This window comes from Veillonella sp. CHU740 (assembly GCF_003992055.1).
Taxonomy (GTDB): domain Bacteria; phylum Bacillota; class Negativicutes; order Veillonellales; family Veillonellaceae; genus F0422.
Genome location: NZ_RQVD01000003.1, coordinates 43659 through 68163, shown reverse-complemented (window position 1 = coordinate 68163; position 24505 = coordinate 43659). Strand labels below are relative to the sequence as shown.

The window sequence follows — 24505 nt, the reverse complement described above, 5'->3', positions numbered from 1 at the left end:
CGCCATGCATTGCGTGTTTGACTCGTTCTATCCATTATTTCTTTTCTTTTCCTTCTACAAACAACATGTCGTTACGTTTTACATCTGTGTAGAACAATGCGTTAACAACGGATGCAGCAATGGAGCTACCACCTTTGTTACCTTGGATTGTAATATAAGGAACTGGAGATACTTCTGCTAAATAATCTTTAGATTCTGCAGCGCCTACGAAGCCTACTGGAATACCGATGATTAAAGCAGGACGGATACCTTCTTCTAACGCTAGGCGCAATACTTCGTATAAAGCAGTTGGTGCATTACCAATTGCCACAATTTGGCCTTCTAACTGTTTACCGAATGTACGCATCGCAGCAATAGAGCGTGTTACGCCTAATTCTTTTGCCATTTCAGCTACTTTTTCGTCACGAATTAAGCAATGCGCTTCACTGTTGTGAAGTTTCAATGCTGGTTTAGAAATACCTGTACGCACCATTTCCACGTCAGTGTAAACATGAGCGCCATTATTAACAGCTGCAATACCTGCCGCTACTGCACCTTCACTAGTACGGAATAATTTCGCATATTCTACGTCACCAGATGCATGGATAGTACGAGATACTACACGAATTTCGTCCTCAGTAAATCCCATGTCTTTCACATATGGGTAAATAATTTCCATACTTTTATCTTCAATTGCTTTCGGGTTTTTAATGTAATCCATCGTAATCCTCCCATAGAGTTTTAAATTCTTCTGCTGCTGAAATTGTCACTGCCCCTTTCGCCGGTGTTGGGCGATCGATAACGATGACATGTACGTTTAAATCGATAGCAGCTTGTAACTTTGTATCTGAGCCTCCCACAAGGCCAGAGTTTTTCATCACTACTACCTCTGCTTTTGTATCTTGGAACATGACCTTATTCATGTCATAAGAAAATGGTCCTTGCATAGCGATTGTATGCTTAGGAGATACGCCCAAATCTTCCATCATTTGTAGCACTTCCGCCGTCGGTAATACACGGGTCCATACTTCTTTATCTTGTAAAGCTTCGGACTTGGCAAAGACATGCATCGTCTTACTCCCCGTTGTAAGATATACTACCTTACCTAGCTCACCCGCTAACGTAGCTGCCTCTTCCTCATTGCTCACATGATGTAATTTAGCATACTCTGGCAATGGCACTTCTTTCCGTTCAAAACGAATGAAAGGAATCTCCATATCTGCAGCGGCCTCACGAGCTGTGGCCGTCACAATCGCTGCATAGGGATGGCTCGCATCGATGAGCATCGTAATCCCTTTATTTTGAATGAGATCTTTCATTTCCTCTAAATTCAAACGACCTTCATGCACTTCAATACCTGGATGGGATGCTAATTGTGCCCCATATTGGCTCACCACAGACACCAATACAGGTAATCCTGTATGCTCTTGTACTGCTACCGCCAAATTACGACCATCTAGCGTACCTGCTATGACCCAAATCACAGTTTATATCCTCGCGGCGTAATGATTTTACCATTTTCCACATAGGTTTGGCTATTACCAATGATAACTAATGTTTGCATATCGATTTCTTCTTTGTGGAAATGTTCTAAATCAGAAATGATGATATGTTGACCTGCACGGCCTGCTTTTTGGACAATGCCTACTGGCGTTTTAGGGTCACGGTGTTGCAATACTAGTTCACGCACTTCATCTAAATGAGTCACACGTTTTTTACTGCGTGGATTATACAATGCGATAACCATATCACCTTCAGCACACAGTGCGGCACGTTTTTTGATTAAATCCCATGGTGTCATCAAATCGCTCAAGCTGATCACAGCGAAGTCATGCATCAATGGAGCACCCAATACAGCTGCTGCCATGTTCACAGCACTTAAACCTGGAACGATATGTACAGGAGGACGTTTCTCCTCTGCTACTTTATTAGCCAATTCGATGACAAGACCAGCCATGCCGTATACACCAGGGTCACCGCTGGATACCACCACCACTTTATAACCTTCTACAGCTAAATCCACTGCTTGTTGGCAACGATCTACTTCTTGCATCATGCCTGTTCCTACAGTAACTTTTTCTGCTACAAGGTCTTTAATCAAATCTAAATACGTAATATAACCTACTACACGGTCTGCTTGTAAAATCGCTTCACGTGCTTCTGGGGTCATGAACTCTGGGTTACCAGGTCCTATTCCGATAACTTGCAATGTACCCGTGCAATGGCTACGGTTGTTCTCGGAAATATTGTTTTGTGCTGCAGTAGCTCCTGCCCCTGCGCTAGTAATAGTGCTGTCGTTTCGCATACGTTTCCTACTCCTATGGTTTGTTTAACAAAATTTGATTCAATAATTTGTGCCTCTTCAATACAAGGGGCCATTTCTTCTTGTGTATAAAACTGGATAGGCCATTTGAGCGCTTCCATAGCTTCTAATAATCCTACTTCATCAGCTTTCACGATAACTGAGGCAGCTCCCTTAACACTTAATGGGGACCGTTTTATGTTTTGCAATGATTCTGCCACCGCTGAAAGTATCAATTCTTTCGGTGTATCACGGCGACATCCGATGCCTACCGTCATAGTCGCTGGTCGTAACACCAGTGTGACACCTATACAATCAATGATTCTATCTGTAATCACAACCTTTGGCTCATTCCCCCATGGGAATACTTCCTCTGGATGAAAGAGAGCATAGTCCACTTGATGTGCTTGTACAGCACTTTCAAAGTCATCTGCCAAGGTACTATCCAAATAATATTTGACAGATTCTCCATTGACGATGGCTGCATTCACCTTGATAAGCATGGAGAAATCTTCTACCTTGGCGCCTATCTTGCGAGCCAATACATCTGGTGCTGGCAATTGATTCACATCTGTAGCTGTCGTAATCACCGGAGTCGCCCCTGTAATCATAGCTACTTCACTAGTCCATTCATTAGCACCACCTAGATGTCCAGATAAAAGACTAATCACAAAGTGACCACCTTCATCCATCACCAAGATAGCTGGATCTTCCGATTTATGCTTGATGAAAGGTGCAATCATACGCACTACAATGCCTGTGGCCATAATGAATAAGATACGGTCATAGTCTTTCCACAACTGTTCTATATACGGTTTCAAAGAAGAAAAGGATATGGCTGTTTCACCACTTTCACGCTCTTCTTTTTCATAACAATCTACCACATGTTCCTGTACATAGGCACTACGTACTTGTTGGCCTAGCTTAGCCCCACGTTTTGTAACAGATACGATAGCAATCTTCATTACTTAGCATCTCGATACATATGAGCAAAGCCTTTGTCATAGAGTTTAGATAATTCGTAATCTGTATCTAATACACGGCTTACTACGATCATAGCTTGGCGGATCACACCTTCTTCTGCCACCACATCAGCAATCGTTTCTAATGTACCACGAATGATACGTTGATCTGGCCAAGATGCTTTCACAACGATCGCCACAGGTGTTGTTTTATCATAACCACCTTCAATTAATTCTGCCGCTACTTTATCAATCATTTGGACAGATAAGAAAATACACATTGTTGCGCCATGGCTAGCCAACATGGATAATTTCTCTTTCTCTGGCATAGGCGTTCTGCCTTCCATGCGAGTGATGATCACAGTTTGTGTTACATTTGGCAATGTATACTCTTGTTGCAAAGCTGCTGCGGTTGCTAAGAAGGAGCTTACCCCAGGTGTTACATCATAAGTAATGCCCATTTCTTTTAAGGCATCCATTTGCTCTTGGATGGCTCCATAAATCGCAGGGTCACCTGTATGCAAGCGCACCACTGTTTTACCTTCTGCCACACTTACTTTTGTCACTGCTAATACATCATCTAAGCTCATAGATGCAGAGTTATGAATTTCACAACCTTCTTTACAGGCTTCTAAAATCTCTGGATTCACCAAGGAACCAGCGTAGATTACTACATCTGCTTCTTGTACAAATCGGTATCCCTTACGGGTAATTAATTCCGGATCTCCAGGGCCTGCGCCCACGATATGTACTTGTACCATATTATGCCTCCTGTTTCACTGCAGTTACGATAAAAATAGGGCTCAATGGATTTAATAAATGGTATGGGCCAGCTTTTCTGAAACGGCTCACTTGCATTTGAAATCCTTCATAGGTATACGGTCTACCTTTTAACTCTTTCAAAATGGTATAGCCTGTTTCCATAGTTACAGCTGTTACCACAAGACGACCGCCCACCTTTAACAAGCGTGTCGCTTCGTCCATAATGGTGCCCATGCCACCAGCGCTACCGCCAATAATAACAGCATCTAATTCTGGTAAATTTTCCATGCCTTCTGGGGCTTTGGCCTCAATAATTGTTAAGTTTTTTACGCCAAATTTTTCTTGATTTTGGCGAATTAAATCTGTCGCTTTTTCAAATCGTTCAATAGCATACACATGTCCTTTCGGAGCTCCTAAAGCAGCTTCTATAGAAATAGAACCTGTACCAGCTCCTACATCAAGAACTACGCTATCCTCTTCAATACGAGCTTCATTCATAACAACCATGCGAATTTCTTTTTTCGTCATGGGCACGTCGCCACGAATAAATTCCTCGTCTTCAATTCCAAAAAAATGTCTCATCCTAATACCACCATCACGGAGTGACCGAAGCCCTCCAATGCTTGTAATTCTTCTAATGTACCGCGTTCAATACGCTCATCTTTATAACTCAATCGTTCGCAAGCAGCCGCTTTTGTATTCTTCGGCCAACCATGCTCTTCGATTAAATAGCTTGCAATATAGGCAGGATTCTGTTCCGGATCTGTTAAGAATCCTAATTTACGTCCTTCCGCATAATACAAATCTTTTTCCTCTGGGCGACGACCGTGAAAGCTCATTAAATCTGCATTATGCCACACTTCTCCAAGTCTAGCAAAGGCAAATGTCATGGAACTTATGCCCGGCGTCACATCGATTGGATTGTTAGGGAATTTAGTTTTTAAGTATGGCAATAAGGAATAATATCCCGTATCACCGCTGACTAAGACTACAATGTCATTGGATTGTAGTTGCTGTCCCATCCACTCTGCCATAGGCGCTAATTTCGCTATAGGAAAGGTCAACTGACCATGCTGAGCAAAATCTTCTAATGCTCTCTCACTTCCCACAAGAACTTTAGCCTCTTTGATAAGATGTAACCCTTTAGGTACTACATACTCTGGATTCCCAGGGCCAATACCTACGACATACAAGGTATGTGCCATGATTCTTCTTCTCCTATTTTCTTCGCTACCTCATCGACGGCCAATATAGTGCCATCTAAGGTAGATATGATAATACCAACGTTTGCATCTTGCGCAATATAGCGCATAGAGCGCAAGGATGCGCGATCCGCTACGCGCTGATAAATACCCTCTAGATGCTCTCGTTCAATAATTGGCATAGCTGCTTCTGTAGTGCGGCAGTCCATCAATTCTTCACACACCTGTTGGGAGGCCCCTTCTAATGCTGCATAGGCCACGATCGTTTCCATACGTCCATCACTCATGCGGTTATGCGTGTGAAAGCTACCGCTAGCCAATTTAATAATTTTACCAATATGACCTATGATAAGAATATTTTTGAAGCCAATCTTCACGCATTGTTCTAACATAAAGCCGATAAAATTACTAGTTTCTGCCATTTGATTGATAGAAATACCTAGCTGCTCTTTGGCAATTTCCTGTCCAATACGGCCAGGCACTAAAATCGCAGTGGTGTAACCAGCTTCCTTCATCACTCGTAATTGAGGTACCAAGGAGTTTTTGAATCCTTCTTCACTCATTGGTTTTACAATACCTGTAGTGCCAATGATAGAAATACCACCTTCAATACCAAGAGTGCCATTCAAGGTCTTTCTAGCTAAGGTTTCCCCGGCTGGTACGGATACTTTCACATGGATGCCCGTACCCTTAGGCACTAGTTCATCGAACACATAGGAAATCATTGTTCTAGGGCCCGGATTGATAGCAGGTTCTCCTACAGGTAACGCCAGTCCCGGTTTCGTTATGGTTCCTACGCCAAAACCTGCTTCATAGGTAATCGTTCCCGACTGATTTAATGTCACCGTAGTCACAATATCTGTACCATGTGTTACATCCGGGTCATCGCCACCGTCTTTCACAACAGTTACCATAGCCTCAGTAGGTGATAGTACTTCTACCTTCGCAATAGGCACAACAATGAAAGCATCTTGAGGATTTCGTATAGACACTTGGTCCACTATTTCTTCTTCGATTAGGGCTAAGAGTCCAGCTTTCACCCCTGCGGTTGCACAGGAACCAGTGGTGTACCCACCACGCATATCTTCTACGTTCATAGTCCCTCACATGATAAAATAGGAGCATCGATTGGGTGATGCTCCTCTATTTGATTAAGAACGGAAATTCACAAATTGTAATTCCACAGGTAAGTCTTGTTCACGAAGCATGGTAATCACTGCTTGTAGTTGATCTTTATCTTTTCCTGCTACACGTACTTGGTCTTCCATAATTTGAGCTGTCACTTTTAACTTCATGTTTTTGATTAATTTGACAACATCCTTAGCCACCTCTTTAGAGATACCATTTTTAATGGTCACAACTTGGCGTACAGTGCCGCCAGATGCTGGTTCAATTTTACCATACTCTAAATTTTTAATGGCTACATTACGTTTTACCATTTTACCTTTTAACACATCAATGATTGCACCTAATTTATATTCATCATCACAATGAATTTTAATGGTATCACCATCATGCTCTATATCTGCTTTACTATTACGGAAATCGTAGCGTGTACCAATTTCTTTCTTCGCTTGATTTACTGCATTATCTACTTCTTGCATATCCACTTCGGATACAACGTCAAATGAACAATCTTTAGCCATATAAACCTCCAATACATATTTACATGAACAGTTCAATTATACCCTACTTGCCTTATATTTTCTACCTTTATAGTGCGCTTTAATTATAGCTTTTAGGAATGTAGTATACGTTAAAAAAATACCTAATGAATACAGTGTTAATTCCTCTATTCATTAGGTATCTATTATCAATATATCAAATTATTTTACGCCATCTTTTGTGCGTTCAAAACCTACTTGCTCTGCGGCGATTTCATACAAAGCAATGGATACAGGATTTTCTGTTCCTACTTCACCTACAAGGGATGGATCTCCATCTGTCAATTCACGAGCACGCTTAGCTGCTAATGTCACCAATGTGTATTTACTATCCACTTGTTTTTCCAAATCTTTTAAATGCGGTTCTACCATCATAATGAAAGTCTCCTCTGTATTAAACACTAGTATTTTGAAATACCAATAGCAACTTAATGATTTTCTTGTTGCTCATTGCTATATCGTTTATAAATGTATTGAATTTTTTCTTTATTTCGACTAATCTTGCAGGTCTCAGCTCTTAAAATAGAAGCCGTTCTTTCAATGGCATCTTCTAAATCGTCATTGACTACAATATAGTCATAGCGATGTGCTAAGGCTAACTCAGAACACGCCAAGGATAATCGTTTGTGGATGACTTCTTTATCATCTGTACCACGTCCATGCAAACGTGATGTGAGTACATCTAATGAAGGAGGCACTACATAAATAAAGACAGCATCACTATAGGCCTCTTTCACTTTCATAGCCCCTTGAATATCGATTTCCAAGATCACGCTTTTGCCTTCTTCTAATAAGTTCATCACGTGCTCTTTTGGTGTACCATAATAGTTATCGTACACTTTTGCATATTCTAAGAATGCATCTTCTTTGATTAAACTTTCAAATGTATCTACATCGCGGAAGAAATAGCTAATGCCCTCTTCTTCACCCACCCGTGGTTGACGTGTGGTCATAGATACAGAATAGACCAAATTCGGCATTTGTTTGCGAAGTTCTGCACAAATTGTACCCTTCCCCGCACCGGATGGTCCAGAAATGACGATTAATATTCCTTTATCAGACATGATAACTCCAGTACTACTTACGCATTATTCTATATTCTGAATTTGCTCTCTTACTTTTTCTAACTCTACTTTTAATTGTACAACTGTATCTACAATTGTAATTTCATTCCCCTTAGATCCCATTGTATTGACTTCACGATTCATTTCCTGTAATAAGAAATCTAGCTTCCGTCCAATAGGTTCCTCTTCTTCGAGGATTTCCTTTAATTGTACCATATGTGAGGCAAATCGAGCAATCTCTTCTGAAATATCTACTTTATCTGAAAGTATAGCCACTTCTTGAACAAAGCGTTCTTCTTGAAAATCCGCACCTACTTTATCTAACATCGTATGAATCCGCTGTAACAAACGTTCTTCATGATGTGCTAAAGCCACATCTCTACGGCTTTCCATATAGGCAAATAACTTTTCAATCCCTTGTAAACGTGAAGTAATATCTTCTTTCATCGCCACGCCTTCTTTGGCGCGCATTGCAAGAACACCTTCTATTGCAATTTTGGTTGCTTCTTCTAAGGCTTTACCAATCGCCCCTTCATCAGTTGGTGGTTCTTCTACAGTAACCCAATCAGAAGAAATAGACATAATAGCAGATAAAGGAACATCTTTCACATCTGGGTAAAAGCCTTCATCTACTAAAAATTGTCTAATCTGTCCACATAAGGCTCGGTTCATACGCAAGTCTTTTTCTTGCTCCCCTGATTCTTTATACAAAATGGACACCTCTACCTTACCACGTTGAAAGGCAGATTGAATCAATCGTCTCACTTTGTCTTCAAACACATTAAATTGTTTTGGACTTTTTATAGTAATATCACAATAGCGTGTATTTACTGTTTTAATCTCTACTTGGAAACTTCCTGTTTCCGTAGTCACTATGCCGCGACCAAAGCCTGTCATACTGTTCATGGATTTACCTCGCGTTTCCGTTCTATTTCTTACCTTTCAGTATAGCACGGTAGGCGTAAAAATAAAACGTTTTATTTGCTCTAATCTATATCTACCATAAGGTTAATATAGTTAGAAATTTTAATTCACTGCTAATCCTGATATGCATTAACCTTCTCTTATATATTGCTCTCAATGAAACATCAAGTTTAACGATGTCTCTATTCAGCCATATTTTTGATGTCTTACCTTTAATTCAAAAGCTACCTATATCTACTAGTACTAGATTAGTGTATACTAATATAAGAATAGTACTGAAACTATTTAGCAATCAATTTATCATCGTATGATAAACTTATATATAGATGATGTATTAGATCTATACCCTATACATCATATCGTTCTAATAAAATGGAACATAGAAAGGATTCTCATGAATTTAGATGGCTTAACATTATCTGTGTTGATACGAGAACTGAACGACCAAATAGGAAATGGTCAGATTCAACGTATTCAGCAGATTGACAAAACAAGTATTCTTTTAAAAATTAATACACCTACCACTAGCCCCTACTTAGTGATTACCGTGGGCAGCGCTCCGTCTATCTATGTAACAGACAAAATAGTAGATGCTCCAAAAGAGCCTACGTCTCTTATTATGTATTTACGAAAACATATTGAAGGGGCTCGCATCACAAATATTGAGCAACTTCACGGGGACCGTATCATCCGCATTACAGCCGACAAGTTAGGGTTAGATGGTTCCATCGTTGTAAATGAAATCTATGTAGAGCTAATGGGCAAATATTCCAATTGTATTTTCGTACAAAACGGAACCATCTTGGAATCTCTCGTTCACGTCACTCCACTGATGAACCGTGTACGCTCTGTGGCACCTAAGTTACCATATGACTTGCCACCTAATACATCTCGTGTCGACCTCATGCAGTTCTCCGGTCCGGAGATCACACAATTACTCCAATCCTTTTCACAAGACACAGTGGGCAATACCATTCGTCATATCTTTAACGGCTTCGGTCCTGTTCTATTAGATGATCTATGTTATCGTATTGATTTACTGCCTACTACACCCATGACATCAGACCTGATTCATACAGTTACAGATGGACTGACCAATTTGCAATCTCAACTTCTTAGTGCTCAAGGATTATTGCAATATACTACAACAACCGGCAAACGTTTATTAACGCCTATTCCTATTTCTGAAAGTTCTCCTCATACTATTGTTGACACCATACAGTACACAACGATTTCCGAGGCCCTTTCACAGGATGTAGCAAAGCTAGGTGCCATTCACACAGCAGGAAAAGAACTAGAAAAAATTATCGCCGCCGCCATCAAAAAAGAAGAAGGTCGTCATGAAAAAATTAAGGCTGAACTAGATGACACATCCAAAGCTGATATGTATAAATCCTATGGTGATTTGCTCATGATTTATAGCTACTTACCACATCACTACGAGTCTGAAGTAACGGTACAAAATGTCCTGTCTGATGAAGGTGAAAACATTACCATTCCATTAGACCCACCTTTGTCCATTACAGAAAATGCGCAGGCCTATTATAAGCTATATCGAAAAATGAAAAATCGTACCAAGAATGGTCAATACCAATTAGAACAAAGTACAATGCGTCTTGCCTATTTGGAGTCCATTCAGTACAGTTTATCCCTAGCTACAACAAAACAGGCTGTCCAAGAAATCCGCAGTGAATGTGAAAGTGCAGGCATCTTGCGTCAATCTAAAAAGCCGATTCCTTTCAAAATAAAGAAGGATAATTTTCTGCATTTTACAGTCCCAGGTGGCGATGTATACGTAGGACAAAATAACCAACAAAATGAATACCTCACCAACCGTTGGGCTAAACCAAATGACCTATGGTTACATACACAACATATACAAGGTTCCCACGTGATCTTGCGGTCTGACATTGAGCCAACTATTAAAATGATTGAAGCTGCTGCACAAATCGCTGCGTACTTTAGTAAAGGAAAAGATACGTCTAAAGTAACCGTGGACTACACCTTAGTGAAACATATTAAAAAGCCACCTGGATCACCATTGGGGTATGTTATTTTTAATACCCATAACGACATCGTAGTAGAACCTAAAGCACCTGAGGGGTATATAGAAAACAACTAGTTTAGAATATCTTACATGCAAGATAGAAGGCTCTTTGTAATCTAATAGAACTACTGATTCCTAACAACATAATCAAAATATAGAAAAAACTGTAAGCATTCATATCGTTTGCTTACAGCCTTTTTATTATTCTAATTCATTACGAGTTATAGAACTACTATAATAATGCATTCATTTTACTACCCCAATACATCTGCCATGGCTTGTACTGTTCGTTCAATGGCGATATCGATAGTCTCTTTATCAATTGTTAAAGGTGGGTTGAAATAAATTACATTTCCTAATGGACGTAGTAATAAACCTCTATCCAAGGCTTTTTTATAGATTTGATACCCCATGCGCAAGGATCCATCAAAGCCTTCTTTTGTATCTTTATCTTTTACAAGTTCGATAGCATTGATTAGTCCCATACGGCGGATTTCACCTACATTTGGATGGTTGCCTAAAGCTTTCAATAAGGCATCGTGTAAATAATTCCCCATATCTTCAGCTTGTTCTAAAATATGCTCATCACGCAATGTATCAAGGACAGCCAATGCAGCAGCACATCCCAATGGGTTACCACTATAGGTATGGCTATGCATAAACGCTTTCATAGTATGGTAATCATCGTAGAAAGCTTGGTAAATTTTTTCAGCCACCACTGTAATGGACATCGGCATATAGCCACCCGTCAATGCTTTGGATACGGTCATGATATCTGGCGATACTCCAGCATGGTCAAAAGCAAATAACTTACCTGTACGTCCAAATCCTGTAGCAATTTCATCAGCAATCAGTAACACTCCATAACGGTCGCACAACTCACGTAGTTTACGTAGGTATTCTGGCGGATACATTTTCATACCTGCACACCCTTGAATCAATGGTTCGACGATTACTGCTGCCAAGGTAGATCCATGTTCTGCAAAGTCTTGTTCCATATGCTCAAAACATTCACAAGAACAAGTTTCACGAGTTTTATCATAAGGGCAACGATAGCAATCTGGTCCTTGCGTGTGGATAGTTTGATCCATCAACATCGGTTTATAAATTTCAGCAAATAAATCCATGCTACCTACAGACAAAGCTCCAATGGTTTCACCATGGTAGCTCTCACTAAGGCATAAAAATTTTTGACGCTCTGGATGACCTGTTTGATAGTGGTATTGGAAGGCCATTTTTAAAGCACATTCTACAGCACCAGACCCATTATCACTAAAGTGAAAGCGTGTTAATCCTTCTGGTACTACTTCTTTCAAACGTTCCGCCAAAGTGATGGCAGGGCGATGACTAAAGTTAGCAAAGATAACATGCTCCAATGTATCTAGTTGTTGTTTAATGGCTTCATTTACCTTTGGATGACAGTGACCCAATAAATTACACCACCAAGAACTGATGATATCTATATATTCTTTTCCCTCTACATCATATAAATAACAACCTTTTGCATGGTCGATCACAATCGGTGGCAATGTTTCATAATCTTTCATTTGAGAACATGGATGCCAAATTAATTCTAAATCTTTTTTTGCCCAATCTTTCATGTGTATACCTATACCTCTCTTATAATTATCTAATTACGCATGGGGATTCACTATATCCTCGTAGCAACTTAACATAGCATCTACGTCCATATGCAACGATGTTTGACCTGGCCCTACTCGATCTAATACAGGAATGCTTGTCAATCGTTCCATCATCACGCAATTATCTTCTTCCATAGGATTTCCTGTGTAGTGATTTACAATAATACCTTTTACAGGAATACCTTTGGATTGCAAATAATGGATTGTTAATACTGTGCTATTAATCGTCCCTAATGCCGCTGTGGCTACTACTATAGTGGGTAAGTTTAAATCTTTTACCACATCTTCTAGCATATACAGTTCTGTATCTGTTACATGCAGAGGGCATATGATACCGCCACTACCTTCTACCGTTGTGTATGCATGGGCCCTCGCTACATGACAGAAGTTTTTGTTCACCACAGTTCTATCGATGACTTTCCCTTCATGACGCGCTGCCAAATGGGGCGATACTGCCTCATCAAATACATAGGATAGCAATGTATCATCTGCCTGTGAAAGTCCTGCCACTTGTTTTACGTACCCTGCATCACTTTCAGTAATACTAGGTGCACCACTGACAGCTGCTTTGTAATAGGCTACATCATGTCCCGCCTCACTAAGACGTTTCAACCATAATGCTGTAATATATGTTTTACCAACATCAGTTCCTGTTCCTAAGATATATAAACCCTTCGGTTTTTGTATAGTTGTCATGATTCATACCCTTTCTTACGTTGTATATCTTGCTATTTTCCTCTGTAAAATCCATATAAGGTGCATATAGTCATTATATACGCACCTTATTTACATTCACTCATTTTTACTTCAAAATTGGAATCAAACGTTTTGCAATGACTGCTGCCAAAATACAAAGGAAAATATCTGGGATCACCGGCAAGGCAAAGCAATAGATAAACAGCGCATCAAGCCCAATTGGTTTTCCTAAATATAAATCTTTAATTTCATATAAGTAGAGCATCCCCACTCCATAAACGATTGCTAGGTTTACAAAGGATGCTGCTAATAATCGTTTAAATGTTAATGTCACTGAAGTTTCTACCATGCGACCAGCCACAAAAGCCCCAATAGCAAACCCTAGAAGGTATCCAAATGTAGGCTTTACAACATACATAAGTCCGCCACCTTCAGTAAAAATTGGAACTCCTGCCAGCCCAAGAATTAAATACATGACAACACTCATTCCGCCAAGTCGACTACCTAAAATTAATCCTGCTAGTGTAGTAAACAATAACTGCAACGTAAATGGCAAATACGGAATCGGAATTTTAATAAATGCTCCTACCGCTACCAAAGCTACAAATAAAGCCGTCATCGTAATTTGTCTAGCACTCATCGTTCCTCTTACATTCACTTCTTCTTTCATGATACGATCCTCCCTTGATCGACAATACATGATGATAAAAAATGTCTTTCAAGTAGTATTAAAGCACTATTATTTTTCATTGTCAACTCGAATTGATTTACTAGGAGTTTACAATAAAAAGAACCGATCACTCTAATATCTTCCAATGTATTAAAGTGATCGGTAGTAATGAATATATTTTATACTTAAAAATAAATTTATTATTTAAATATACGTAATACATCTAAACAAAATATAGATAGCAAAAATACCCCAAAAGCCTTCCATCGATTAGGGCTAGTAAGACTTAACTAGCTTCTCTACATTTGCTATCTGCGCTGTATCTTCTTGTTTCCATGTTAATGGAACCACAGAAATATATCCCTCTTTAATGTGCCCTACATCGGTTGGTCGTTCTTCTTTTTGAAAGCCTTGGTCACCTACAATCCAGTAATATTCTCTACCTTTTGCATCTTGACGAACATCGATAACATTCGTATATTCTTGGAACCCTTGATGGAATACTTTCACTTGTTCCCAACCTACAGGACCTTCTTTTAGGAAATTAACATTCAATAAACCTTGGTATTGCCCTTCTTCATACATTACCTTTATAAAGTCTGTAATAAATGGTAGAATTTCCTCCATACGTTTTGGGCTATATCGCTCTAGGGACAATGCTAATGATGGGATACCATACATCAACCCCTCCATAGCTGCCCCCACTGTACCAGAATAAATTGCATCAGATCCCAAATTAAATCCATGGTTAATGCCTGAAACCACTATTTCTGGTTTGTCTTCTTGCAATAAATAGGATAAAGAAAACTTCACACAGTCTACAGGTGTACCTTCTACAAATACCATTCTAGGATTCTCACCATCTTCGCTCATTTCCTTGGCACGGATTGGTACCTGCACCGTCAATGCACTAGATTTTGCACTTTGTTCGACTTTGGGTGCCACCACCGTCACACGGTGATGCTTAGCTAACTCTTGTGCTAACCCCTGTATCCCTGGAGCCCATAGACCGTCATCATTTGTTACTAAAATATGCATATTCGTATCATTATCCTTCTATAGCAGAAATTTTTTCTACTCGTTTTTCATGGCGACCGCCTTCAAATTCAGTATGTAACCAAATATCTACGATATCTAATGCTAAGCCTTGACCAATCACTCGTTCTCCCATAGTCAGTACGTTAGCATTGTTATGTTCACGGCTAGCATGAGCAGAGAATGTATCGTGACATAATGCAGCACGAATCCCTTTTACTTTATTCGCTGCAATGCCGATTCCGATACCTGTACCACATGTCAAAATACCGCGATCAAATTCACCCGCTGCCACAGCTTCTGCCAATGGCTTCGCCACATCTGGATAGTCCATGGAATCTGTGGAATACGTACCAAAATCTTTGTACTCAATACCTTGTTTCTCTAGTAAACCTTTAATCGCTTCTTTTAAATGAAATCCACCATGATCACAACCAACTGCTACTTTCATTTTATCCTCCTTTTGCATTATACATTATCTTTATGAATGTCTAACCCTTTATTAACATAATCAAAAATCTGTTTTGCTGTTCGGTTATATACCTCTTGAGATTGTCCAAAAGGATCTACCACATCTCCGTCTTCTCCACCAAATTCAGCAAGAGTCATAATTTTTTTACTGTCAAAAGGAAATTGACGAAGTAATATTTTTTTATGGTCTTCTGTCATAGCTAGTACATAATCTGCAGCTTTCACAAAATCTATTTTTAACGGACGAGAGCTATGCTCGCTAATATCTTCGCCTACTAATTCTTGAACTGCTACTACCGATTCTTCACTGACCTTAGCCCCTGGTACACAAAATAGACCAGTAGACAGCGTAACTACATCCACATGTTGTTCACGTCCAACTGCGCGTGCAATCCCTTCTGCCATGGGACTACGACAGGTATTTCCTGTACATACAAATAATAAATTCATAATTACCTCTACTATACTTTAAAGCAATGTTACATGACCACCACTGGCCTTCTCTAAGCGATTCATAACGGCCACGCCAAGTCCTACTGGTGTACATCCTTCCACAATCAATGTATCCACACCAACGTCGTTAAACTGTAATAAACTATCGTATAAACGATTGGCCAATGAAATAGGCTCTGCTTGTTCACCATATACAATGATATCTACTGAAAGTGTAAAATTAGGAAGTACTGCATTTAAATTTTCTAAAGTTTCCTCTGAAAGTAATAACCCAATTCTCGGCTTTCCCTTACAATCTTCCTGTAACATAGGTTCCTGCTGAACTATTGTATCTATGATGTCTTTCATATATTCTGCTACTGTTAATGACTGTCCCACGAGTACTTGCACCGGCATGTCTGGTGCATAATGGCGATATTTCATCCCTGGCGCTTTCGGCGCCTCTGTTGGGTCATGCAATGCCGTATCATATATTACATGGTCCGCCACCATTTCTAGCATCTCTTTTGTAACACCACCTGGACGCAAGATAATGACAGTATGATCTTCGACTTGTACGACTGTAGATTCTACACCTATTTCACAGGGACCTGCATCCACTATTGCATGAATACGTCCTTTCATATCATGCAGCACTGCTTCTGCGGTGGTTGGACTTGGTCGCCCTGACCGATTAGCACTAGGCGCTGCGATAGGAACACCTGCAATGCGTATCATCTCACGACATACGTCATGATTTGGACATCGTAATGCCACCCGTGAAAGTCCACCGGTCGCTCGTTCTGGCACTAGTGCTGACTTTTCAAAGGTAATAGTCAGTGGACCTGGCCAAAAGGTATCCATCAATCTTTGTTCTAAAGGAGTGATATGTTGTACTAAACGATGCACCATAGATTGGTCACATACATGTAAAATCAAAGGGTTGTCGGAAGGTCGCCCTTTTGCTTCATAAATGCGGTCCATAGCATCTGCTGCCAGTCCATTAGCGCCTAAGCCATACACCGTCTCCGTAGGTATAGCTACCAAATCCCCTACACGAAGTAAAGTACCGGCTAATTCTACATCATTTACAGTTAATAGCTGTGTTTCAATATTATCTACTGCTTCCATATCATACCTCCTTTCCTATGTACTATTATAGCACTATTTTCGTCGCACTTCCCAACGCACTTCACGTATAATACCAGCGATATCTCGTTGATACACTGGCTCACCATATTTCCCCGTTTCTATAGCTAGTTTAGATACTGCCTCTTCTTGACCTTGTCCAATTTCGATGGCAAGGTAACCACCATCTTTTACCAATCGCCACCCTTCACGAATGATAGGAATATAAAACTCTAATCCCGTAGTTCCTCCATGAAGTGCAATATGAGGTTCGTGTAATACTTCTTGAGATAATGTGTTCGTCTCCGCTGTCGTAATATACGGTGGATTCGACACAAGCACATCAAATACTCCTTCTAAGGATGTGATTTGTTCTCCAAATAGAGCCTTACAAGCATCCATTAGCGCTTTATATTCACTACCTTTGCCTATATTTACCTGTTCTAACAGTTGCTTTATGTCACTTTCACAGAATCTTGAAACATCAGCTAATTCTAAAGATGTGCGATTGTCCTCAGCGATCGCCAGAGCTTTATCCGAAATATCTACACCTACACCAGTGGCATTCGGTAAATAGTGCAGTAAACTTAGCAATATAGTGCCTGGACCGGTACATAAATCTAAAATCCGCGGCGCAGATTCTACATCATATAGATCCAAAATATCTTCAATTAATGTTTCTGTATCAGGACGTGGAATCAACACATGTTCGTTCACATGAAAGTCTAACCCCATAAATTCTTTATGCCCTGTAATAGCTGCTACGCTATATCCCTTCGCACGCTGCACCACAAGAGGCCGATAGACATCTAATTCAGCCTTGTCCAAAGGGCGATCAAAGTTCACATATAAATACATGCGGTCACAGCCCAAACTATGAGAAAGCAGTACTTCCCCATCCAAGCGGCTTGATTCTATGCCTTTGGAGCGAAAATACTGCTCTGTCCATTGGAGCATGCGACTAATAGTCCATAACTCATTATCCATGTTGATTTGCCTCTTGCATTTTAGCGGCTTGTTCTGCTGTAATGAGGGCTTGGATTAATTCATCCATATCCCCATTTAATACAGCATTTAATTTGTATAAAGTTAAGTTAATGCGATGGTCTGTGACACGACCTTGTGGATAGTTGTACGTGCGAATACGCTCGGAGCGATCCCCTGTACCCACTTGGCTTTTGCGATCTGCTGCCATAGCGGACGTTGCTTCTTGCTCTGCTTTATCTTGTAATTTAGCACGCAATACACGCATTGCTTTTTCACGGTTTTTAAGCTGAGAACGCTCGTCCTGACAAGCTACTACAATACCAGATGGTTTGTGCGTAATACGAACAGCAGACTCTGTTTTATTGATGTGCTGTCCACCTGCACCAGACGCACGGTATGTATCGATTTCCAAATCTTTATCGTTAATTTCGATGTCGATATCTTCTGCTTCTGGTAATACTGCAACAGTTACAGTAGACGTATGGATACGTCCAGATGATTCTGTATCTGGCACACGTTGCACACGGTGTACGCCACTTTCAAATTTTAACTTAGAATATACACTGTCGCCTTCGATGGAGAATACTACCTCTTTGAAGCCCCCTAATTCAGGCTCGTTCGCATCGATAATAGTACATCTCCAACCCTGTGTTTCTGCATACTTTGTGAACATACGGAATAAATCCCCTGCGAACAAAGCTGCTTCATCACCACCAGCACCGCCACGAATTTCGACGATAATATTTTTATCATCATTCGGGTCTTTTGGTAATAGCAAAATATGTAATTCTGCCTCTAGTTCATCTCGGCGAACTTTTAAATCATTCAATTCTTCTTGAGCCATGGCACGGAAGTCTTCATCTAAGCTTTTGTCGCCTAATACTTCCAACGCTTCTTCAATGCCCGCTAAGACTTGTTTGTATTGACGGAATGTGTTCACTGTATCTGTTAAGGATGCATGTTGACGCGTCAATTTACGCCATTCTTCTTGTCGAGCAATCACATCTGGGTCAGAAATGCGCTGTTCCAAGTCTAAAAATTTATCTTCAATCACTTGTAGTTTATCTACTAACACGGTGACTCCTTTCTACTCATCTTCGTATGCGTCTTCTTCACTAGGTCGCACCGATTGTAAGGCACGAATGGCCACTTCAATTTGATCATCATCTGGTTCTCGTGTTGTCATGTATTGTAACACAAGGCCTGGAGCGATCATAGCTTTTACCAGTGAGTTTTGAGAGCGTCCAGCAAAACGGATTAACTCATAGGAAATACCCGCTACTACAGGCATGAGGGCTAATCTGGAAACAATGCGCTCCACTAAGTTTGGCCACCCTAGAAAAGCAAATACAAATATACTCACGACCATGACGAATAGCAAGAAGTTTGTACCACAACGAGCATGTAATCTCGAATGCTTTCGCACTTCTTCTACTGTTAATGGCCTATCATTTTCATAAGTGTGAATGGTTTTATGCTCCGCCCCATGATACTGAAAGACACGCTTAATATCTGGAGTGAGTCCAATCGCAAAAATATATAGTAAAAAAAGAACTAATCGAATGGTTCCTTCATATAGATTCAATATCATATGATCTGAGCCAGCACCAGGCATAAATTTTGCTAACCATGTCGGTAAGGCAATAAATAATGCCGCTGCGATCAGCACAGATACAGCCATAGTGATGGCGATTTCCTTATTCGTTACTTCCTCCTCTTCTTCTCCAGAAGCTTGTGCGGAAAAGGATAAGGCTTTCATGCCGATCACTAAGGATTCAAACAAAGCTACAGTTCCACGTAAGAAAGGCAGTTTCAACACAGGATACTTGTCCTGGATAGATGTTGTAGGTTCTTCTTTTACCGTTATAGTTCCATCCGGCTTACGGCAAGCTGTGGCCATAATTTTAGGACCACGCATCATAACCCCTTCAATCACTGCTTGACCACCGACAAATTTCTTTACTCGTTGTTGAGTCATAGATTCTCCTGTAAAACAAATATAGGCAGAGCCTTAGCTCTGCCAATTAATTTGTATAGTTTGTGTACGCAATTATTTGCCGTAACGTTTGTTAAATTGTTCGATACGACCGCGAGCTTTAGCCGCACGTTGTTGGCCTGTGAAGAATGGATGGCAGTTGGAGCAAACGTCCACGCGAAGATCACCTTTAACAGAACCAGTTTTGAATGTGTTTCCACAACCGCAAGTTACAGTTGCTTCCGCATAATTAGGATGAATTCCTTCTTTCATGTATATACACCTCTTTTCAACGTCTAAACTTTTCCTATAGATTATATCACGAATACTAGTATCTATGCAACACTAGGGGGCTATGACTTATTCAGATTTTTCTGCTTCTAATTTTTTAGCCTCTGCTCGTTCTTGTTTTGCTTCTTCTAAGGCTTCTTCCAAATCTACAGAATTTAAGATTTCTTTTAATTCTAATATTTCTTCTAAGCTTAATGTAACACCTTTTGTCATTTGTACGTAATCTTCATCCCAAGCACGGATGTCGAATTTAGGATTGTAACGTCCCCAGCTTGTGCATGTTAATTGTTTTTTCATGCCGTCTTTATTTTCAGACAATGTGCCTAGTACTTTATAGATTGAATAATTTACAACTCCCATGATTAGTCCTCCTCTACTTCCGTATTAACTTCTGTTGGTTCTGGTACAATGGCAGCGGCCAATCCCGCTAATGCATTAGCCCAGTTTGTTTCGGCTTGTGCTTTTTCTGCTTCATATTGTTCTAATGATGTAGTAAACGTTGTGGTAAAAGTAGCTAACGCCTCATCTTTCACAACTTGGCGACGGCAACTACCCATTAATTGTAATAAGGCAGGTGTTGTGGTCACCATAGATGCTAAGGTACGGGCCACTTGTTTTCCTTCTTCACTATTGAAATATGTATACCACAAGAATGGCGCACTTGGATGGTTAAAGTACCAATGATACTCTACCGTATCATCTTGTAAAATAGATTGTTCCATTGCCTCTTGTACAGCTGCATCTTCTGGAGATGCTCCCAATGGTATACCACCTTTTTGTTCTAATGTAACAGATACATCGATACCTTTCATAGATACTTGTAAATAGTATCCTTCCAAGGCTTCAAACATGCGTTGCATGTAGGTTGGGATACGATAATCGCCATGCATATATCCATCTTCACCCATGGTTGGATGTTTCGGATTCATGCTCACTTGTACACCATATAGTGAAAGTCCATAATGAGCCAAGCTAAAGGTTTCCATGGATGCCAAAATTTCGTGAGGCAATGGAATAAAGTTCGTTTGTTTATACCCATCTTCAACGATTTCACAAATGGATAGATCTACTTTTTTCACAGGTCCTAATCCATAACGGAACTCATAAGTTTGTAGAGGCGCCCATTCTCGAACCGCTTCTAAATGATTTTGAAGAATCATGAACTGTAGAGCTACTCGATTCATATTTAATTGGTCTTGTACAGCAGACACTGGAATGAAGTACCGCACAGTACCTTTCTCACTCACATTGTTCACACGAGCCGCCATTTGTTCCATCGTTGTTACTGGCGCCGTAAACATACCAGATGTAGCTGCCACAATGTGGTCAAAAATCACATCTTCTGGCCATTCATTGATAACAGGTGCTAGTGGGTATAAACTGCGGAATAAATCATAGCAACTTTCAGAAGCGGTATAGAAGAGCAACCGATCTGTTGGAAGGGTTTGCATAATTTCTTCTGCGATAGCTGCGTATTCCTCGAAATAGGCAAAGAGAATGATTCCCTCTGTATTCTTATGGAAGTCGATGACTTCTTGCATCGGTACAGACCATTGGCGACCGGCTGACACGCCTTCATAATAGCCAGTAGCACTGATGAAGTCCATCAACTCTACGCTAAAGGAAATGCCGTAAATTTCTTTAAACGCTTCTTCGTCATAGGGCAAGGGTCCAAACATATCTACTGTAGATGTTTGAGCAAGCTCAAATAATTCTTTTGGTGTAATGCCCCACTCACGGACTTCACCGCTTTGCGTAATGATTTGATCTAATACTCTAAATCTTGCTATTTCTTGTACGATAGCAGGTCCTGTAATACCTACTTTTGTAAAAGTCTCAATAAGACGTCTCATTTGTTCTGTCATATTATACCTTCCCCGCCGATTGGCATACATCATATAAAGGACATTCGTCACATAAAGGTTTTCTTGCTTTACAAATTTTTCGACCGTGCCAGATCATCCAATGATGAGCAGCACTCCAATGTTCCATAGGAATTGCTTTTTTCAATTTCTTTTCTACTTCATCTGGTGTTTTGCCTTTGGCTATCCCCAATCGATTCGATACGCGGAATACATGGGTATCTACCGCAATGGCTGGTGTGTCAAATAAAATAGACACTAATACATTGGCAGTCTTACGTCCTACTCCTGGTAACGTTACTAAGGTATCAAAATCTTGAGGTACCTCACTATTGTATTGTTCCACTAAAATCTTGCATGTTTCGTGAATATGTTTTGCCTTGGAACGATATAGACCACAATCTTTAATTAATGCTTCTAATCCTGGAATCCCCAGTTCATACATATCTTTTGGATCGCTGTATTTAGGAAAGAGTCGTTTTGTTACAATATTAACCCGTTCGTCTGTACATTGTGCAGACAACGCCACCGCCACTAGTAATTCAAAAGGTGTTGTAAACTCTAAGGCTGGTTTTGCATCATGGTAGACTTCTCCCAATATTCGTATTTGCTCTGCCTTAATGGCTTTTGTGATTCGCATCGGAGCCTTCTCCTCTAAGATGAAAAAACTATGTAAAACGTGTTATAATATAAATCTACAATGAATACCATCGGTTAGATACTTTCATCTAACCTAGTATATAGAGTATCATACCATAAAGGTAGTCTAGTAACAAATAAGGAGATTATATATGACAGAACAAGAAAAAAAAGAAATGACTATGGAAGAAGCGTTAATACGCATTAATGCATTGGCAGCGAAAAAGAAATCCGGCCAAACTTTAACAGAAGAAGAGTTAGCCGAAAAAAAAGATCTATATGAAGTCTATTTAGGTTTTATCCGTGCCCAAGTGGTACAACATTTGGAATCTATTGAGTTTGTAGATGCTGAACCTGAAGCAGATACTGTGGAAGTTGATGTAGATTTAAATACGGAATACTTACGGAAGAAGCATTAATATGTCTCAATATACAGAAAAGGATTTGCATATTTTAGAAGAACCCTTTGTGGAAATCAGAAAAAAGGTAAAAATTCTACTTCGTATGGGCTGTTTATTATCTGAAAATGGGGCCAATGCGAACCAAATTGTTCGAGATATGCGTCGCGCGGCTGCATATATGGGAATTCCAGCAGATCATCTTCATATCCATATCGCCTACTCTAATATTTTAATTAATATTCATAGTCCAGAAGATTGCTTTACATCCTTTAGAAAAGTCCAATATTTAGGAGCTAATATGGATATTATTTCCGCCATTAGTGTCTTAACTTGGACTGCATTACGTAATGAATATACTCTTGATGAATTTTCTCAAGAACTGGAAGAGATTGCTAAAAAAGATCCTCCCTATTCGGATGCTACATCTGCTATCTTTGCAGGCTTTGCCTGTGGAGCTTTTCCCATCTTATTTGGGGGTACTATTATCTCTGCATGGATTACAACAGTTTGCGCTTTGTTAGGATTCATAGTGCAACTCGTTTTAAAACGGTTTCAAATCAATGGCTACATTGGCATTGCTTGTGCAGCAATGGTTTCCTCTGGACTCGCCTATATATCTGGCTGTGTATTTGATTCCTCCGATGTAATCTATGCTATGATTGCTTGCACATTGTTTATGGTGCCTGGTATCCCTCTCATCAATACCGTAGATGACTTGCTAAATAATCACATTTTGGCAGGTATCTCGCGAGCTGTGCATACCTTACTCATTGTTGGCAGTATGACCGTAGGAATTAGTATGGCTCAGTACTTTAACCATACCTATGACTTTACTCATCTGAGCATTGTACCAGATAGCATTTCTCCAGTCTTATTAGGAGCTGCCGTAGTTGGTGCTGCTGGCTATGCTGTCATGTTTTATACGCCGAAGCGTTTATTACCTCTTATTGGTATAGGTGGCCTTATCGCGATTTTAGTAAAAAATACATTAATCCTTCATTTAGGGTTTTCTGTATTCGGTGCTACTTTTATCGCTGCAGCCATGGTGAGCTTATTCTCGTTGAAAGCTGCCCGTCATGGCAAAACATCTTCCAAGGTATTAGCTATTCCATCAGCTATTCCTTTAGTACCTGGCGTATTTATCTATCGATTTTTATATGCTATGTTACACATTAACTCACTTACCTCTACTACACTCGTAGAAGCTATCCAAAGTGGGGTCACTGCCATCCTAATCATCATATCCATCGGTGTAGGCGTGGCTATCCCATCTATTCTAGCGGGTAAGATATTAGATGCTAGAAAAGAGAAAAAACTAGAAAGTTTATTAGATAAACGATATACATAAGAAAAGCATGTATCTTTTGAC

At 40.0% G+C, this 24505-nt stretch carries 29 protein-coding genes; 3 read left to right on the top strand and 26 right to left on the bottom strand.

Going from position 1 to position 24505, the window contains the following annotated elements; all coding sequences use genetic code 11:
• Positions 1 to 34: 34 nt before the first annotated feature.
• The 12 genes from EO115_RS02640 to EO115_RS02585 form a co-directional block, all read right to left on the bottom strand.
• Entirely contained in the window at positions 35 to 700 is a 666-nt protein-coding gene (locus EO115_RS02640) for a precorrin-8X methylmutase (protein ID WP_062402575.1), read from the bottom strand.
• Positions 687 to 1463 (bottom strand): precorrin-6A reductase, encoded by a 777-nt coding sequence (gene cobK, locus EO115_RS02635; RefSeq protein WP_126937438.1) that lies wholly within the window; start codon positions 1461 to 1463, stop codon positions 687 to 689. Before cobK ends, EO115_RS02640 begins: the two co-directional genes overlap by 14 nt.
• On the bottom strand, positions 1460 to 2149 hold the full coding sequence (gene cobJ / locus EO115_RS02630) for a precorrin-3B C(17)-methyltransferase (protein WP_371413250.1): 690 nt from the start codon (positions 2147 to 2149) through the stop codon (positions 1460 to 1462). Before cobJ ends, cobK begins: the two co-directional genes overlap by 4 nt.
• Positions 2150 to 2169: 20 nt before the next feature.
• Entirely contained in the window at positions 2170 to 3246 is a 1077-nt protein-coding gene (locus EO115_RS02625; protein WP_126937436.1) for a cobalt-precorrin 5A hydrolase, read from the bottom strand.
• Positions 3246 to 4004 (bottom strand): precorrin-4 C(11)-methyltransferase, encoded by a 759-nt coding sequence (gene cobM / locus EO115_RS02620; protein ID WP_126937435.1) that lies wholly within the window; start codon positions 4002 to 4004, stop codon positions 3246 to 3248. Before cobM ends, EO115_RS02625 begins: the two co-directional genes overlap by 1 nt.
• Before the next feature lies 1 nt (position 4005).
• Positions 4006 to 4587, bottom strand: coding sequence for a precorrin-6Y C5,15-methyltransferase (decarboxylating) subunit CbiT (cbiT, locus tag EO115_RS02615; protein WP_126937434.1), 582 nt, complete (start codon positions 4585 to 4587; stop codon positions 4006 to 4008).
• Positions 4584 to 5210, bottom strand: coding sequence for a precorrin-6y C5,15-methyltransferase (decarboxylating) subunit CbiE (gene cbiE, locus EO115_RS02610; RefSeq protein ID WP_126937433.1), 627 nt, complete (start codon positions 5208 to 5210; stop codon positions 4584 to 4586). Before cbiE ends, cbiT begins: the two co-directional genes overlap by 4 nt.
• Entirely contained in the window at positions 5186 to 6304 is a 1119-nt protein-coding gene (cbiD, locus tag EO115_RS02605) for a cobalt-precorrin-5B (C(1))-methyltransferase CbiD (RefSeq protein ID WP_126937432.1), read from the bottom strand. The genes cbiE and cbiD overlap by 25 nt, the downstream gene beginning before the upstream one ends.
• A 54-nt stretch (positions 6305 to 6358) precedes the next feature.
• Positions 6359 to 6853: a YajQ family cyclic di-GMP-binding protein gene (locus EO115_RS02600; RefSeq protein WP_062402554.1), complete on the bottom strand. Its 495-nt coding sequence runs from the start codon at positions 6851 to 6853 to the stop codon at positions 6359 to 6361.
• Between the two features lie 180 nt (positions 6854 to 7033).
• Positions 7034 to 7246 (bottom strand): DNA-directed RNA polymerase subunit omega, encoded by a 213-nt coding sequence (gene rpoZ, locus EO115_RS02595; RefSeq protein ID WP_009354099.1) that lies wholly within the window; start codon positions 7244 to 7246, stop codon positions 7034 to 7036.
• 53 nt (positions 7247 to 7299) lie between these two features.
• Positions 7300 to 7935 (bottom strand): guanylate kinase, encoded by a 636-nt coding sequence (gene gmk / locus EO115_RS02590; RefSeq protein WP_126937431.1) that lies wholly within the window; start codon positions 7933 to 7935, stop codon positions 7300 to 7302.
• Positions 7936 to 7959: 24 nt separating this feature from the next.
• Positions 7960 to 8841, bottom strand: a complete 882-nt coding sequence (locus EO115_RS02585; protein WP_126937430.1) for a YicC/YloC family endoribonuclease — start codon at positions 8839 to 8841, stop codon at positions 7960 to 7962.
• Positions 8842 to 9253: 412 nt separating this feature from the next.
• Between EO115_RS02585 and EO115_RS02580 the strand changes: the two genes are divergently transcribed.
• Complete coding sequence (locus tag EO115_RS02580) at positions 9254 to 10981, top strand: NFACT family protein (RefSeq protein WP_126937429.1); 1728 nt, start codon at positions 9254 to 9256, stop codon at positions 10979 to 10981.
• Positions 10982 to 11160: 179 nt separating this feature from the next.
• On the opposite strand, the gene bioA is transcribed toward EO115_RS02580, so the two are convergent.
• From bioA to nth, 14 genes are all read right to left on the bottom strand, one after another.
• Positions 11161 to 12507, bottom strand: a complete 1347-nt coding sequence (gene bioA, locus EO115_RS02575; RefSeq protein WP_206168424.1) for an adenosylmethionine--8-amino-7-oxononanoate transaminase — start codon at positions 12505 to 12507, stop codon at positions 11161 to 11163.
• A gap of 33 nt (positions 12508 to 12540) precedes the next feature.
• The gene (gene bioD, locus EO115_RS02570; protein WP_126937427.1) at positions 12541 to 13245 is read right to left on the bottom strand and encodes a dethiobiotin synthase; all 705 of its coding nucleotides are present in this window, start codon (positions 13243 to 13245) and stop codon (positions 12541 to 12543) included.
• A gap of 106 nt (positions 13246 to 13351) precedes the next feature.
• Positions 13352 to 13915 (bottom strand): biotin transporter BioY, encoded by a 564-nt coding sequence (locus EO115_RS02565; RefSeq protein ID WP_126937426.1) that lies wholly within the window; start codon positions 13913 to 13915, stop codon positions 13352 to 13354.
• A gap of 276 nt (positions 13916 to 14191) precedes the next feature.
• The gene (surE, locus tag EO115_RS02560) at positions 14192 to 14953 is read right to left on the bottom strand and encodes a 5'/3'-nucleotidase SurE (RefSeq protein WP_126937425.1); all 762 of its coding nucleotides are present in this window, start codon (positions 14951 to 14953) and stop codon (positions 14192 to 14194) included.
• 10 nt (positions 14954 to 14963) lie between these two features.
• Positions 14964 to 15401, bottom strand: a complete 438-nt coding sequence (gene rpiB / locus EO115_RS02555) for a ribose 5-phosphate isomerase B (protein WP_126937424.1) — start codon at positions 15399 to 15401, stop codon at positions 14964 to 14966.
• A gap of 17 nt (positions 15402 to 15418) precedes the next feature.
• Positions 15419 to 15871 (bottom strand): low molecular weight protein arginine phosphatase, encoded by a 453-nt coding sequence (locus EO115_RS02550; protein ID WP_126937423.1) that lies wholly within the window; start codon positions 15869 to 15871, stop codon positions 15419 to 15421.
• 18 nt (positions 15872 to 15889) lie between these two features.
• Complete coding sequence (locus EO115_RS02545; protein ID WP_240628917.1) at positions 15890 to 16984, bottom strand: L-threonylcarbamoyladenylate synthase; 1095 nt, start codon at positions 16982 to 16984, stop codon at positions 15890 to 15892.
• Between the two features lie 33 nt (positions 16985 to 17017).
• Positions 17018 to 17968 (bottom strand): peptide chain release factor N(5)-glutamine methyltransferase, encoded by a 951-nt coding sequence (gene prmC, locus EO115_RS02540; protein ID WP_126937422.1) that lies wholly within the window; start codon positions 17966 to 17968, stop codon positions 17018 to 17020.
• Positions 17961 to 19043 carry a peptide chain release factor 1 gene (prfA, locus tag EO115_RS02535; protein ID WP_126937421.1) on the bottom strand — a complete coding sequence of 361 codons (1083 nt, stop codon included), beginning with the start codon at positions 19041 to 19043 and terminating at the stop codon, positions 17961 to 17963. The genes prmC and prfA overlap by 8 nt, the downstream gene beginning before the upstream one ends.
• A gap of 12 nt (positions 19044 to 19055) precedes the next feature.
• Complete coding sequence (locus EO115_RS02530) at positions 19056 to 19946, bottom strand: DUF1385 domain-containing protein (protein WP_126937420.1); 891 nt, start codon at positions 19944 to 19946, stop codon at positions 19056 to 19058.
• A 72-nt stretch (positions 19947 to 20018) separates the two neighbouring features.
• A complete protein-coding gene (gene rpmE, locus EO115_RS02525) occupies positions 20019 to 20216 on the bottom strand; it encodes a 50S ribosomal protein L31 (RefSeq protein WP_009354094.1) in 198 nt (65 codons plus the stop codon).
• Positions 20217 to 20303: 87 nt separating this feature from the next.
• Positions 20304 to 20594 (bottom strand): YdbC family protein, encoded by a 291-nt coding sequence (locus EO115_RS02520; protein WP_126937419.1) that lies wholly within the window; start codon positions 20592 to 20594, stop codon positions 20304 to 20306.
• Between the two features lie 2 nt (positions 20595 to 20596).
• A complete protein-coding gene (locus EO115_RS02515) occupies positions 20597 to 22099 on the bottom strand; it encodes a hypothetical protein (RefSeq protein ID WP_126937418.1) in 1503 nt (500 codons plus the stop codon).
• Position 22100: 1 nt separating this feature from the next.
• On the bottom strand, positions 22101 to 22736 hold the full coding sequence (gene nth / locus EO115_RS02510; protein WP_126937417.1) for an endonuclease III: 636 nt from the start codon (positions 22734 to 22736) through the stop codon (positions 22101 to 22103).
• A gap of 151 nt (positions 22737 to 22887) precedes the next feature.
• On the opposite strand from nth, the gene EO115_RS02505 reads away from it, so the two are divergent.
• Complete coding sequence (locus EO115_RS02505; protein ID WP_240628916.1) at positions 22888 to 23154, top strand: DUF896 domain-containing protein; 267 nt, start codon at positions 22888 to 22890, stop codon at positions 23152 to 23154.
• A 1-nt stretch (position 23155) separates the two neighbouring features.
• On the top strand, positions 23156 to 24484 hold the full coding sequence (locus tag EO115_RS02500; protein WP_126937416.1) for a threonine/serine exporter ThrE family protein: 1329 nt from the start codon (positions 23156 to 23158) through the stop codon (positions 24482 to 24484).
• Positions 24485 to 24505 lie beyond the last annotated feature (21 nt).